This window comes from Micromonospora sp. NPDC048170 (assembly GCF_040652795.1).
GTDB lineage: Bacteria > Actinomycetota > Actinomycetes > Mycobacteriales > Micromonosporaceae > Micromonospora.
The window spans coordinates 202,532-215,591 of the sequence record NZ_JBEZMR010000001.1 but is presented as its reverse complement, the minus strand read 5'-3'; the positions used below and the strand labels follow the sequence as shown (position 1 = coordinate 215,591).

The 13,060-nt window shown below is 73.0% G+C and carries 11 protein-coding genes and 1 pseudogene; 7 read left to right on the top strand and 5 right to left on the bottom strand.

Annotated elements, in window-relative coordinates:
- Positions 1-43: 43 nt before the first annotated feature.
- Positions 44-2,827, bottom strand: coding sequence for a BTAD domain-containing putative transcriptional regulator (locus tag AB0D32_RS00905; protein WP_357082737.1), 2,784 nt, complete (start codon positions 2,825-2,827; stop codon positions 44-46).
- A 215-nt stretch (positions 2,828-3,042) separates the two neighbouring features.
- On the bottom strand, positions 3,043-3,624 hold the full coding sequence (locus AB0D32_RS00900) for a heme-binding protein (protein ID WP_357082734.1): 582 nt from the start codon (positions 3,622-3,624) through the stop codon (positions 3,043-3,045).
- 185 nt (positions 3,625-3,809) lie between these two features.
- Between AB0D32_RS00900 and AB0D32_RS00895 the strand changes: the two genes are divergently transcribed.
- The 6 genes from AB0D32_RS00895 (at position 3,810) to AB0D32_RS00870 (ending at position 8,130) form a co-directional block, all read left to right on the top strand.
- Positions 3,810-4,937: a sensor histidine kinase gene (locus tag AB0D32_RS00895; RefSeq protein WP_357082731.1), complete on the top strand. Its 1,128-nt coding sequence runs from the start codon at positions 3,810-3,812 to the stop codon at positions 4,935-4,937.
- On the top strand, positions 4,934-5,566 hold the full coding sequence (locus AB0D32_RS00890; protein ID WP_357082728.1) for a response regulator transcription factor: 633 nt from the start codon (positions 4,934-4,936) through the stop codon (positions 5,564-5,566). The genes AB0D32_RS00895 and AB0D32_RS00890 overlap by 4 nt, the downstream gene beginning before the upstream one ends.
- Positions 5,563-6,255: an ankyrin repeat domain-containing protein gene (locus tag AB0D32_RS00885; protein ID WP_357082725.1), complete on the top strand. Its 693-nt coding sequence runs from the start codon at positions 5,563-5,565 to the stop codon at positions 6,253-6,255. Before AB0D32_RS00890 ends, AB0D32_RS00885 begins: the two co-directional genes overlap by 4 nt.
- Positions 6,256-6,387: 132 nt before the next feature.
- Positions 6,388-7,548, top strand: a complete 1,161-nt coding sequence (locus tag AB0D32_RS00880) for an aminoglycoside phosphotransferase family protein (protein ID WP_357082722.1) — start codon at positions 6,388-6,390, stop codon at positions 7,546-7,548.
- On the top strand, positions 7,487-7,828 hold the full coding sequence (locus tag AB0D32_RS00875) for a type II toxin-antitoxin system RelE/ParE family toxin (RefSeq protein ID WP_357082719.1): 342 nt from the start codon (positions 7,487-7,489) through the stop codon (positions 7,826-7,828). The genes AB0D32_RS00880 and AB0D32_RS00875 overlap by 62 nt, the downstream gene beginning before the upstream one ends.
- A gap of 2 nt (positions 7,829-7,830) precedes the next feature.
- Positions 7,831-8,130, top strand: a complete 300-nt coding sequence (locus tag AB0D32_RS00870) for a helix-turn-helix transcriptional regulator (RefSeq protein ID WP_357082716.1) — start codon at positions 7,831-7,833, stop codon at positions 8,128-8,130.
- Positions 8,131-8,322: 192 nt separating this feature from the next.
- On the opposite strand, the gene AB0D32_RS00865 is transcribed toward AB0D32_RS00870, so the two are convergent.
- A complete protein-coding gene (locus AB0D32_RS00865) occupies positions 8,323-8,817 on the bottom strand; it encodes a macro domain-containing protein (RefSeq protein ID WP_357082713.1) in 495 nt (164 codons plus the stop codon).
- Positions 8,818-8,966: 149 nt separating this feature from the next.
- Between AB0D32_RS00865 and AB0D32_RS00860 the strand changes: the two genes are divergently transcribed.
- On the top strand, positions 8,967-9,635 hold the full coding sequence (locus tag AB0D32_RS00860) for a hypothetical protein (protein ID WP_357082710.1): 669 nt from the start codon (positions 8,967-8,969) through the stop codon (positions 9,633-9,635).
- Positions 9,636-9,640: 5 nt separating this feature from the next.
- Here the strand turns inward: AB0D32_RS00860 and AB0D32_RS00855 are convergent.
- Together AB0D32_RS00855 and AB0D32_RS00850 are read right to left on the bottom strand one after the other, a co-directional pair.
- Positions 9,641-9,808, bottom strand: a pseudogene (locus AB0D32_RS00855) (restriction endonuclease); the annotation flags it as partial.
- Complete coding sequence (locus AB0D32_RS00850) at positions 9,805-12,879, bottom strand: DUF3427 domain-containing protein (RefSeq protein ID WP_357082707.1); 3,075 nt, start codon at positions 12,877-12,879, stop codon at positions 9,805-9,807. The pseudogene AB0D32_RS00855 and the gene AB0D32_RS00850, both read right to left, overlap by 4 nt.
- Positions 12,880-13,060: the final 181 nt, after the last annotated feature.

Here is a 13,060-nt window from a genome sequence, read left to right as displayed (position 1 = left end):
GCCAACCCGGGGGCTGGCCCAACCGGGCCAGCCCCCGGGGGGTTCACGGTGCGGGCGCCTCATTCAGCAGCGCTCGGACCTGCTCGGCGTCCGGGTGGTCGAGGCCGGTGAAGATGTCCAGCGCCTGCCGCCACGACTCCCGGGCGGCGTCGATCTCGCCGCCGCCGTGCTGGGCCTCGCCCAGGTTGCGCAGGGTGAGCGCCTCGTTCATCCGGTCGCCGAGCCCCCGGTAGAGCCCGAGGGCCCGCTGGTAGCAGGCCAGCGCCTCGCGGAGGTCGACCTGGCGGTAGGCGTACCCGAGGCTGTCCAGGGCTCCCGCCATGCCGACCGGGTCGCCGAGACGGTCGAGCAGGGCCAGCGCGCGGCGACAGTGGTCGATCGCCTGCTCGTGGTCGCCGAGCAGCGCGTGGCACCAGCCCACCGAGTTGTGCGTGTTGGCCACCCCCCGCTCGTGACCGGCGCGCTCGAACAACTCCAGCGCCCGCAGGTCGTGTCGGAGCGCGTCGCGGATGTCGCCCCGCTGCTCGCACAGCCAGCCGAGGCTGCGGCAGGTGAACCCCTGACCCACGAGGTCACCGAGCCGGCCGAACAGCTCCAGCGCCCGCCCGTAGTCCGCCCGCGCCGCGTCGAAGTCGCGCAGCCGCACGTGGGCGCCGCCCCGGATCCGGTACGCCTCCGCCTCGGCCGCCTGGTCGCCCTGCCGCCGCGCCGCGGCCACCGAGGACTCACCGACCCGCACCCAGTCCAGCCAGTGGCCCCGTCGGGCGAAGAAGTTGGCCATGGCCCAGGCGAGCCGCCACACGTGCCCGTCCAGGCCGGAGCGCTCCGCCCGGTCGAGCGCGGCGAGCAGCACCCGGTGCTCGGCGGTGAACCATCCCAGGGCCGCCTCCCGGTCCGCGAACACCTCCGGGCGTACGCCCGCGACGGCCGGGGGCGCCTCCAGCGGATCCCGGTGTGGCCAGAGCAGCCGGTCGGCACCCGTCGCCGTGTGCAGGCAGTGGTCCAGCACCCGGCGCAGCGCCGAGGGCCGCTCACCGTCGCCGGCCGGAGTCAGCTCGTCGGCGTACGCGCGCAGCAGGTCGTGCAGCGCGTACCGGCCCGGGACGTGCTCGACGACCAGGTGCGCCGCCGCCAGGTCCCGCATCGCCACCCGTGCCTCCTCGACGGGCGACACGGCGAGGCTGGCCGCGGACTCGACCGTGACGTCCGGGCCGGGGTGCAGCGCCAGCAGCCGGAACAGTCGGGCCGACGCCGGCGGCAGCGCGTGGTACGACCACGAGAACACCGCCCGGACGTCGGTGTCGCCCACGGCGAACGCGTCGAGGCCGCCCCCGCCCGCGCGCAGCTCCCCGGCGAGCGCGGCCAGGGCGAACTCGGGATGGCTCGCCGCCCGGGCCGCCACGATGGCCAACGCCAGCGGCAGCCGCCCACACGCGTCGATGATCTGCTCGACCGCCGCCGCCTCCCCGGCCAGCCGGGCCCTGCCCACCCGGCGGCGGAGCAGCTCGTGGGACTCACCCGTGGTGAGCAGGTCGAGCCGCAGCGGCCGGGCGCCCTCGGCGACCACGAGGCCGGAAAGCTGGTTGCGGCTGACCACCACCGTGGCGCAGCCGGCCGCACCCGGCAGCAGCGGGCGGGCCTGCTCGACCTCGCGGACGTTGTCGACCACGACGAGGACCCGGCGACCGGCGAGCAGGCTGCGGTAGAGCCCGGTCTGCGCCTCCAGGGTCGCCGGCACCCGCTCGGGCGGCACGGCGAGCGCGTCGAGGAAGCCGCGTACCGCCTCGCCCGGGCTCGTCGGCGTGCCGACCGGGTCGTAGCCGCGCAGGTCCACGTACAACTGGCCGTCCGGGAAGTCGTCGCGCACGCTGTGGGCCAGGCACACCGCGAAGAGGGTCTTGCCCACGCCGGCCAGCCCGCTGACCAGGACGGTCGGGGAGCCGTCCGGTGCGTCGAGCAGGAGCCGCCGGGCCGCGGCGAGTTCCCCGGCGCGGCCGACGAACTGCGGCGGGTCGGGCGGCAGCAGGCACGGCCGGGCCGGCTTCACCTGCTCCGCCGGTACGCGAGGCGACGGCAACCGGCGGCGGAGGATGTCCCGCTGGAGGGCCTGCAACTCCGGCGCGTCCAGCCCCCGTTCGCCCAGCAGTACGAGGCCCTCCCGGCACACCTCGGCGGCCTCGTCGACCCGCTGCTCGGCGTAGAGCGCCAACGCGAACAACCGGCGCACCCGCTCGTCGTACGGGTCGTCGACGAGGGCTCCGGACAGTTGCGTGATCGCCTCGGCGTGCCGCCCGAGCGCGGCGAGCCCTTCGGCGCAGTCGCGGCGGGCCGCCCGGCGTGCCGCCTCCAGCCGCGCGACCCTCGGCCGTACGAACGGGCGGTCGGCCACGTCGGCGAAGGCCGGGCCACGCCACAGCGCCAGCGCGCCCCGGAGTCTCGCCACGCCCTGCTCGGTCAGGTCGTTCTCGCCGGCCGAGACGAGTCGGCGGCCCTCCACGCACCAACGCTCGAAGCGGTCGGCGTCGACGGCGTCGTCCGGCAGGTCGAGGCGGTAGGCGACACCGCCTCCCGATCCGACCGTCCGCAGCACCGGATCGCCGTCGGCCCGCAGCGCCCGGCGCAGGTGGTACACGTGGCTCCGGAGTGTCGCCCGGGCGCCCGCCGGTGACGTCACGCCCCACATCAGCTCGACGACCCGGGACGCCGGCACCGCCGAACCCGCCTCGACCAGGAGGATCGCGAGCAGTTCCACCAGTTTCGGCCCCAACCGTACGGGTCGGTCGCCGTCGGACACCTGCACCGGACCGAGCACGCTGATGCGCAACACTCAGGACTCACGCTCCCATCGCCGCATCCGGACTACGGTAACGGTCGATTTGATTACCGTGTGTACGGCATGTCCGGCGTCCCGGATGGCGGGCGGCGTGAGCCGTGGCGGTGAGTCAGCGGACCGTCACGGTGTTGCGTGGAAGGGCGCCTCGGCGACCGTACGAACGACAGGGGTCGGGCTCGTGGAGCCCGACCCCTGTGCCCGTGAACCGATCAGCGGAGCGTGGCGGCCCCCGCGTCGGCGTACCGCTCGTCGAGGTCGCCCGAGGGTGCGCCGCCGACCCCGATGGCGCCGACGACCTGCTGGTCGACGGAAACCGGCACGCCGCCGGCGAGGAACAGCGTCCCGGGCATGTCGCGCAGGGTGGCGCCCGGCCCGGTGACCCGGCCGGCGAGCGCGGAGGTCGGCTGGCCGAACGAGGCGGCGGTGAACGCCTTGCGCGTCGCGGACTCGGCGGTCTGCGGGCCCGCGCCGTCGCCCTTGAGCTGCACCTGGACGGTGCCGGACCGGTCGAGGACGACGACGGTGACCCGGTGGCCGTCCTTCTCGGCCGCCTTCAGGGTCGCCTGCGCCGCGCGCAGCGCCGCGTCGATGTCGAGCGACGGGTTGGCGACGACGTCGCCCCGGGCGGCCGGCGCGGCGGGCTTCGCCGCCACCACCGACCCGGTGGTGGTCTTCGCCTCCGCTGCCGGCCCGGCGGCGGAGGCGTTGACGGCGACGCCGGTGACGGCGACGAGGCCCAGGGCTCCGGCGCCCAGGCCGAGCGCCGCCCGGCGGCGGATGTTCTTGATCATGTGGTGCTCCTCCGGTCGAGGCGTCAGGTCGAACTGGCACCTCCCACCCTCGCCGCGACGCGGGGTGCCCACATGGCGCGCTCGATGCAACCCCGTTACATCGGATGGTTGATTCATCCGGGCCAAAACTGCCGTACGCTGGACTTTGTCAAGATCATCTGATCGTGGGGCGGGAGGTGGACACGATGCGGACGGACCCGCTGCGCCCGGCGATGCGGTGGGGATTCCTGCTCCTGCTGGCCGCCGCCGCCTCCCGCTATGTCGTACGCCACAGCTGGGACGACCGCACCGCCCTGGTGCTGGCGCTGACCGGGGCACTGCTGGCCGCGTACGCCGTGAACGAGCTGGGGCGGTTCGCGCCCGGAACGCGCTTCGCGGCGATGCTCGTCGTGTTCCTCGCGCTGGTGCTCGTCGCGCCGAGCTTCGCCCTCGTGTCGATCCCGCTGTTCTTCGTGGGCCTGCGCCAGCTCCCGCGCCGCGCGGTCTGGCCGCTGGCCGGGCTGCTGACCGGCGCGGTCATCGTCGCGCAGGTCCGGCTGGCCGACCGGCTCGACCCCAGCCTGGTGCTCGGGCCGGTGGGCGTGGCCGCCATCACCACCGTCGTCTTCCTCGAACTCGACCGGCAGAACCGGGCCCGGCAGCGCGCCCTCGACGACCTCCTGGCCGCCCGCGACGAGCTCGACCGCAGCCAGCACGAGGCCGGGGCGCTGGCGGAACGGGCCCGGCTCTCCCGGGAGATCCACGACACCCTCGCCCAGGGCCTGTCGAGCATGAACCTGCTGCTCCAGGCCGCCGACCACGACTGGGACGCCGAGCCGGAACAGGCCCGCGGGCACGTGCGGCAGGCCGCCGCGACGGCCCGGGAGAACCTGGCCGAGGCACGCCGCTTCGTGCGTGGCCTGGCCTCGCCGGCACTCGACGGCGCCTCCCTGACCGACGCCCTGCGGCGGCTGTGCGCGGCGGCCGAGCGCGACACCGGGACCCCGGTCCGGTTCGCCGTGACCGGCACGGTCGCGCCGCTGGGCGTCGACAACGAGGTCGCCCTGCTGCGGGTGGCGCAGAGCGCCCTGGCCAACGTCCGCAGCCACGCGCAGGCACGACAGGCCGCCGTGACGCTGACCTACGGCGACCAGGAGGTGATGCTCGACGTGTACGACGACGGCACAGGCTTCGACCCCACGGTGACCAGCGGGTTCGGGCTGACCGGCATCCGGGAGCGGATAGCGCATCTCGGCGGCACCCTCGCCGTCGAGAGCGCACCCGGCGAGGGCACCGCGCTCGCCGTCAGCCTGCCGCTGCGGGACACCCGGTGACGCCCCCGCTGCGGCTGATCCTGGTCGACGACCACCCGGTCGTCCGCGCCGGGCTGCGGGCGCTGCTGGGCAGCCGGCCGGACATGACAGTGGTCGCCGAGGCGTCCACGGCCGACGACGCCGTCCGGCAGGCCGCCGCGCTGCGCCCCGACGTGGTGCTGATGGACCTGCAACTCGGCGACGGGGTCGACGGCGCCGTCGCCACCACCAACCTCCTCGCCCTGCCCGACCCGCCGCGCGTGCTGGTCCTCACCACGTACGACACCCAGGAGGACATCGTGCGCGCCGTCGAGGCCGGCGCGACCGGATACCTGCTCAAGGACTGCCCGCCCGACGACCTCTTCCGCGCCGTGCACGCCGCCGCGGCCGGGCAGACCGTCCTGTCCCCGCCGGTCGCCGCCCGCCTGATGAACCGGATGCGCGGCCCGCAGGAGAACCTCAGCGCCCGGGAGGTGGAGATCCTCACGCTGCTCGCCCGCGGCCACGCCAACAAGGAGATCAGCCGACGGCTGTTCATCAGCGAGGCCACCGTCAAGACCCACCTGGTCCGCATCTACGCCAAGCTCGGCGTCGACTCGCGTACCGCGGCGGTGCACGCCGCCGTCGAACGGAAGCTGATCCGACTGTGAGACGCCGCGCCCGCGCCCTGCTCGCCCTCGCCCTCACGCTCTCCCTCGCGACGGCCGGCTGCACCCGGCCCGAGACCACACCCGCCCCGGAGGCCACCATGACCGCATCCACCGACCAGGACCTGCTCGCCGCCGCGAACACCGGCGACCCGACGACGGTACGCGCGGCGCTGGCCGCCGGCGCCGACATCGAGGCCCGCGACGCCCGACGGCGTACGCCGCTGCTGCTGGCCGCCGCGAACGACCACGTCGAGGCCGCCCGGATCCTCGTCGAGGCGGGCGCGGACCCGGACGCGCTCGACGACCAGCACGACACCCCGTGGCTGGTGACCGGCGTGACCGGCAGCGTCGCGATGCTGGAGGTGCTGCTGCCCGCCAAGCCGGACCTCACGATCGTGAACCGCTACGGCGGGATCTCCGTCATCCCCGCCAGCGAACGCGGCCACGTCGACTACGTCCGGCGGGTCGTCCGCACCGGCATCGACGTCAACCACGTCAACAACCTCGGCTGGACGGCCCTGCTGGAGTGCGTGATCCTCGGCGACGGCAGCCGGCCGTACCAGGAGATCGCGGAGATCCTCGTGGCCGCCGGCGCGCGCGTCCAGCAGCCCGACCGCGACGGCGTCGACGCGCTGGAGCACGCCCGTCAGCGCGGGTACGCCGAGATCGTCGCCATCCTCTCCCGCTGACCAGCGGCGCTCCCTGCCACCGGCCGCGCTGACCCGCGCTGCCCCCGGCGTCCGGTCGCGCTGACCGGCGGTGCTCCCGGCCGCCGGCTTAACCGGTCGCCGAGGCTCGCGGGCCGGCGGTAGCGTGCCGGCGTGTCCCGCATCGTGACCCTCGTCCTGGTGGATGCCACCGGCGCACCACTGGGCGCACTGCCGCCGTTCGACGTGGCGTCGCCCTGGTGGCAGGAGGTCGCTCCCGTCGTGGCGGAGGCCCGTCGGCGGTACGGCGTCGAGGTGGCCGTGCTGCGCCTGCTGACCGGAGCCGGGCCGCAGGCGACGGGTGGCGCGGTGACGTACCTCGGGCAGGTCGCCTCGCCGCCGAGCACGCCGCTCCTGCCGGCGCACGTCCCACTCGCGGCGGACCCGCTGCGGGCCCCCTACGCCGAGCCCGGCGGCCCGGCGCGCAGCCTCGCCTGGGCGACGGGAGAGCTGCGGCGGCTCGGCCGCCCGGTGGAGACCACCACCCAGCAGCGCACCTGGAACCTGTCGGCCATCTGGCGGCTCGACGGCCCGGGCGGCACGGCCTGGCTGAAGCAGGTGCCGGTGTTCTTCCGGCACGAGGCCGCCGTGCTGCGCTGGCTCGGCCGCACGGTGCCGGGGAGGGCGCCGACGCTGCTCGCCGACGACGGCGACGGCCGGATGCTGCTCGACCACGTGCCCGGCGAGGATCGCTACGGCGCGCCCATCGGGGAGCGGCTGGCGATGGCCGCCGGCTTCCACCCGGTGCAGGTGCGGTCCGTCCCGGACGTGGCGGAACTGGTCGCGACGGGCGTACCCGACCTGCGCGGCCACGCCCTGCCGGGCTGGATCCGGTCCCGGCTGGCCGGCTCCTCCACCGTGGAAGCCCTGCTGGCGGGGTTGCCGGCAAGGCTCGACGAGGTGCGCGGGTGCGGGCTGCCGGAGACGCTGGTGCACGGGGACCTGCACCCCGGCAACGTGCGCGCCTTCGCCGGCCGGCACGTGGTCATCGACTGGGGGGACTCGTTCGTGGGACACCCGGCGTTCGACGTGCTGCGGCTGGTCGAGGGGCTACCTGATGCCGCCGCCTCCCCGGTGCTCTCCGAGTGGTGTGGGCGGTGGCGGGCCGAGGTGCCGGGGTGCGAGCCGGAACGGGCCGTGGAACTGCTGCGGCCGGTCGCGGCGCTGCGGATGGCAGCGGTGTACGCGATGTTCCTCGACGGGATCGAGGAGAGTGAGCGGGTCTACCACGCGACGGACGTCGACACCTACCTTGAGCAGGCACTCACGCTGTGACTTCGCGCGAGCCGCGTTCTATATCGACCTGCTTGCGAGCAGGGGAGTGTTGCTCGGGGAGCCTCATTCTCGACAGCTCCACGGCAAGCTGCGGGAGTTGCGCTTCTACCTGGAGCGCAATGCGGTCCGGGTCACGTACTGGATAGCCTCCGAGCGGCGGATCATCCTGCTGACCGTGTTTCGCAAGACCCGTATGCGGGAGGACCGGGAGATAGAACGAGCCCGGCGAGCGCTCGAGCGATGCGTGGCGGAGTTTCACACCGTGAACGAGGGGGCGTAGCGATGAGTGATCGCGTCGACTGGAACGACCTGCGCGACCGCCGGATGGCGGAGCCCGGGGCTGCCGAAGCGTACGAGGCGACGCGCATTGCCTTCGAGCTCGGGCAGGATGTGCGACATCTGCGGGAACACAACGGCTGGAGCCAGGACCAGTTGGCGCGGGCCGCCGGCATGACCCAGTCTGCCGTGGCCCGGTTCGAGGCTGGCGGTACCGTGCCGACCCTGCCGGTCCTGGAGCGTCTCGCACGGGCTCTCGACATGCGGCTGGACGTGAGGTTCGCCCCGAACTCCGACGCCGCCTGAGCGCTCACACACCCCGCCAGGCTCGGCCGCCTCGGGGCGATCGCCCGGGCGGTGGCATACACGTCGGCGGGGGAGGGCGTGCGCCAGCCGCCAGAGGATTCGCCGGTCGGTCGCCGGTGTGCTCCTGGCGGGTCAGGTCGGCGTAGCGGTAGGCCGACGTTCTGGTTGCGGTCCGACGAAGGACGTCGACATCTACCTTGAGTAGGCACTCGCGCCCGCCGCCCCGTGACGCCGTTCCTCCGGCGGATGCAGGGACACCCGCACGCCCGGCAGGTCGGCGAGGGTGGCTTCGATCAGGGGGCGGACCTCGGCCCAGTCGAGGCCACCGTTGCCGCAGCCGAGCGCCGGAACCGCCACCGAGGCGATGTGGTTGTCGCGGAGGACGCGGACCAGATCGAGCAGCCCGGATTCGATGTCAGCGCGACGCGACTGGGAGCGCCAGTGGCCCTTGGTCGGGAAGTTGATGACGTAGCGGTGCCGGCCTGGCGCACCCGAGTCGTACACGAACATGCGCCCGAGGTGGACGGTGCCGGCGGCGCACGCGGCGCGGTATGCGGTGAAGTTCGCGGGGTGGGCCTGCTTGAAGGCGAGGGCGAGGCCCTTTCCCATCACGCCGACGGTGTTGACGGGGTTGACGAGCGCTTCGACGTCCGCGTCGAGCAGATCGCCGTGCCGAATGCTGATCATGAAGCCGTTGCTATCACCCGGCTGTGACACCGGGACCAGGTCGCCGCGTTGTGGGGCCTCGACGACGGCCCGCGCGACTAAACGCGGTGGCGGTCCGAGACTGGCGGGGGCGCACTACGCTGCGGCCCACTTCATCGAAAGGAACAACCATGCGCAGGACGCTGCTGCCGCTGGCCGCGCTCGCCCTGGTCCTCGTGGCGGGCGGGTGCAAGGTCGAGATCAACGGCGGCGCCACGTCAGGCCCCGGCGGTACGACCGTGCCGTCGGACTCACCGGTGGCCGACCCGCCGTTCGGCGACGGCAGCAGCGCGAACGACAACGTCTCGCCGCCCGCCGCGCAGCCCGCGAAGGTCCCCGCGCTGACCTGCGACCAGGTGGCCGAATCGGAGCTGGGCAGTACCAAGGTGCGGTACAACAACTACCCCGATCCGATCCCGCTGACCGAGGGGCGCTGGGCCGGTGAGGACGGCGTGGTGGTCGCCCTGCAACCGCCGTGCGCGATCGGTGACCTGACCGGCGACGGCGCCGCCGACGCGCTGCGCGCGGTCATGCTCGACGGCGGCGGGACGGGCAAGTTCTGGGGCATCGTGCTCTGGCGCAACGTCAAGGGCGCCCCGGCCTATGTCGGCACGGTCGATCTCGGCGACCGCACCCCGATCGAGAAGATCACCATCAGTGCCGGCCAGGCGCAGGTGGTCTACCTGACCCGACCCGACGACGCCTCAATGGTCGAGTTGGTGATCGAACGGACGGCCACCTACCGGCTCATTGACGACAAGCTGGAGGAGATCGGGTACGTCGACAAGCCGCATTCCTAGTCCGCGCTGAGCCGCTCCTGCGCCTGCGACCACGGCAGCTCGCTGGAGCCGTTCCGGGTGAGCTGCCCGAGCGCCAGCAACACCAGCAGCGGCTTGTGTGGCGCCCGCCGGCCGCGCTGGTGGTGCAGGCGCAGCGAGGTCAGCCGGTCTAACACCTCTTGGCGGCTGCTCATGCGGCGATGGCTCGGGCGGTGGCGTACACGTCGGCGGGAAGGGCGTGCGCCAGCCGCCAGATGATGCGCATGGGCCGATCCCCGGTGTGCTCGCGGTAGGTCATCGGGCCGGCGTAGAGGTAGGCCGGTGCGCCCAGATCGCGATCCGCCACCCGCGTCTCCCGCACGAACAGGTGCACCGTCGACCCGCGCGAGGCGTGGTGGATGTACCGCTGGCCGGTCACCGAGGCCGACGACGTGGTGCTCTGCGACTCCCACTGGAACAGGCTGTCGGTGATGGCCCGGTCGGCGTACATGGTGGTGGGGGAGTAGTGCTGCTCCGACTTGACCAGGGTGACGAAGAAGAGGTCGGCCTGGGCGTCGGGCAGCCACTTCACCCCCTCCCGCAGCGACCCCGGATTCGGCATCCCGAAGGCGGCGCACGCCTCGTTGCGGCTGTAGCGGGCATGCACCCGCAGCGGCACCGCCGCCGACAACGGCTCCGGCGTGACCCGGTGGATCCGGTCGCGCAGCACCTCGGCCACCTGCCGCAGCTCGGCGCAGCGGGCCGGTTCAGCCCAGAGCCGCGCCAGCCGCTCCTCCCGTGCGGCCAGCGAGGCGTTCGGCCCCCAGAGGTCGAAGTGCAGCATGTCCCACAGCCGCCCGGGACTGGGCCACTCGCCCGCCGCCACCCGGGACAGCAGGTCCAGGCGGTCCGGGTCGTCGAGGTGCAGCATCCGCCCGATGGCCCGGCCCAACTCCCGGTCGTCAGACCCGGGCGTCGAGGTCTCCACCCCGGCGAGCCGGCGCAGCCCGGTCCACCCACCGATGCTTGCCGACCGGTACACGTCCTCGACCTCCACGCCGGTCTCGCGCAGGAACTCGGCGAGGCTGACGTCCCCGAGGTGTCGTAGTTCCGCCAGCAGTCCGTTTTTCGACGTCGGCATGACCGTGCGCAGGTTGTCGAGCACGACTCTGCGGGCGACCGGGTCCAGTTGGATGTGGCATCCGCTGGGCAGCGAGGGGAAGTCCTGCTCGACGGCGTCCCTGATCGCCCGGCGGCTGACCCCGGTCAGCGCCCGCCAGCGCAGGTCGAAACGGAAGTTGGCGTGCTGCCCGCCGATGAAGTCGAGCACCGTCAGGCAGGGCTTGTCGTCGTCCAGGCGCAGCCCGCGGCCGAGCTGCTGAAGGAAGATCGTGGCGCTCTCGGTGGGCCGCAGCATCAGGATCGTGTCGACCATCGGCAGGTCGACGCCCTCGTTGAACAGGTCGACGGTGAAGAGCACCCGCAGCTTGCCAGCCTTGAACTCCCGCAGCAGGTCATGCTGCACCGGCCGGTCGACCTGGGAGGTCACCGCCGCCGACGGCACGCCGTGCCGGGTGAACCACTCCGCCATGAACCGGGCGTGGGCGATGCTCACGCAGAACCCGAGCGCCCGCATCCGATCCACGTCGACCGTGTCGCGTACCGCCTTCAGCACCAGCCGCGCCCGGGCGTCGTTGCCGGTGTAGAGGCCGTCGAGCTCGCCGAGGTCGTACCCCTGACCGCGCTGCCAGCGCAGCCGCGACAGGTCCACGTCGTCGTGCAGCCCGAAATACTGGAACGGCGCGAGCAACTGCCGCTCCAACGCCTCCCACAGATGCAACTCCACGGCCACCCGGCCGTCGAACCACCGCCGCACATCCCGACCGTCGGCCCGGTCGGGGGTCGCCGTCAGTCCCAGCAGTACGCGCGGCCGAAGCCGCTCCAACAGACCGGCGTACGTCGGTGCCTCCGCGTGGTGGAACTCGTCGACGATCACCATGTCGTACGCCTCGGGGTCGATCTCCCGCCGGTGCAGCGACTGGATGGAGGCGAAGACGTGCCGCCACCTGGTCGGGGTCCTGCCCCCGACCAGCGTTTCGCCGAAGCTGCCGTCGAGCATGACCTGCCGGAACGTCGCCAGACTCTGGGTGAGGATCTGCTCCTGGTGGGCGACGAAGAGCAGCGAGTCGACCTGTCCCTTGCGGTGCAGGCGCCGGAAGTCCAGCGCCGCGACGACCGTCTTGCCGGTGCCGGTCGCCATTACCACCAGGTTCCGGTGCCGGCCGTGCACCTGCCGCTCCGCGTCCAGATCGGCGAGGATCTCCGCCTGGTACGGGTACGGCCGCACGTCCAGGTTGGCGATCTGCGTCGGCGAGTCCTCGCGCCGCTCCCCGCTGAGGGCGTTCCGCAGCCGCTCGGCGTCCCTGCTGGCGTCGTAGCCCTCGAACGCCGGGTCGTTCCAGTAGTCCTCGAACGTGGCGGTGAACGTGTCGATGACGTGCGGCTGCTCGATGTTGGAGACGCGTACGTTCCACTCCACGCCGTCGATCAGCGCGGTCTTCGACAGGTTCGATGATCCGACGTACGCGGTGGTCATGCCGTTGGGGCGGCGGAACAGCCACGCCTTGGCGTGCAGCCGGGTGGTCCTGGTTTCGTAGGAAACCTTGACCTCGGCGCCCAGCTCGGCGAGCCGGTCGAGGGCCCGCTGGTCGGTCGCGCCGAGGTAGGTGGTGGTGATGACCCGCAGCTTGCCGCCCCGGGCGATTAGCTCGCGGATGGCGGGCTCGACGATGCGCAGGCCGTACCACTTGATGAACGCGCAGAGCAGGTCGACTTGCTCTGCGGACGCCATCTCGTGGGTGACCTCGTGGCCGATGCGTGGCTGGTGGCGGCCGTTTACCAGTAGGGCGCCGGTGGAGAGCGGGGTGGTGGGGCGTTGGGGGAAGGCTGGTTGTGCGGGCGGGGTGGGTGGGGCGGCGATGGCGTGCAGGAGGTGCTTGGCGTTGGTCACCTGGTCTTGTGCCGTTGATGCCTGCGGGCTTTCGGCGGCGATGGCGTCGGCGATGCGGTTGGCGAGCTCGATTTGGCGGCGGAGCTTTTCGTCGCCGTTGGGGACGGCGTGCAGGGCGCGGTGGGCCAAGGTGGCGATGTGGCGGGCGAGGGCGTCGGGGGCGTCGGCGGGGTCGAGCTTGTGGTGCTGGACGAGGGCGGGGTCGACGTGCTGGAGGCGGTCGGCCAGCTCGCGGGTGATGAGGTGCTCGTAAATGCCCCGCTCAAGATCCGCCACGACCGCAAGATACCTCCTGCGGCTGCAACGTCGCCTTATGGCAGGCAGCCCTGGACCTGATGTCGGGTCTATGACAGTTCTGCCCTCCACCGTTCGCGGAGTTGTCTATAGCGCTGTTCCCGGTGCTGCTGGCTGTGGCCTTTGCCGCTTTGACCTGGGCAACAGCGCGCTCGGGCAGGGG

Excerpts from the sequence above, each read along its gene's own strand:
- AB0D32_RS00860 (WP_357082710.1), top strand. The coding sequence starts at position 8,967 with ATGCGCAGGACGCTGCTGCCGCTGGCCGCGCTCGCCCTGGTCCTCGTG.
- AB0D32_RS00895 (WP_357082731.1), top strand. The coding sequence starts at position 3,810 with ATGCGGACGGACCCGCTGCGCCCGGCGATGCGGTGGGGATTCCTGCTC.
- AB0D32_RS00900 (WP_357082734.1), bottom strand. The coding sequence starts at position 3,624 with ATGATCAAGAACATCCGCCGCCGGGCGGCGCTCGGCCTGGGCGCCGGA.
- AB0D32_RS00870 (WP_357082716.1), top strand. The coding sequence starts at position 7,831 with ATGAGTGATCGCGTCGACTGGAACGACCTGCGCGACCGCCGGATGGCG.
- AB0D32_RS00865 (WP_357082713.1), bottom strand. The coding sequence starts at position 8,817 with ATGATCAGCATTCGGCACGGCGATCTGCTCGACGCGGACGTCGAAGCG.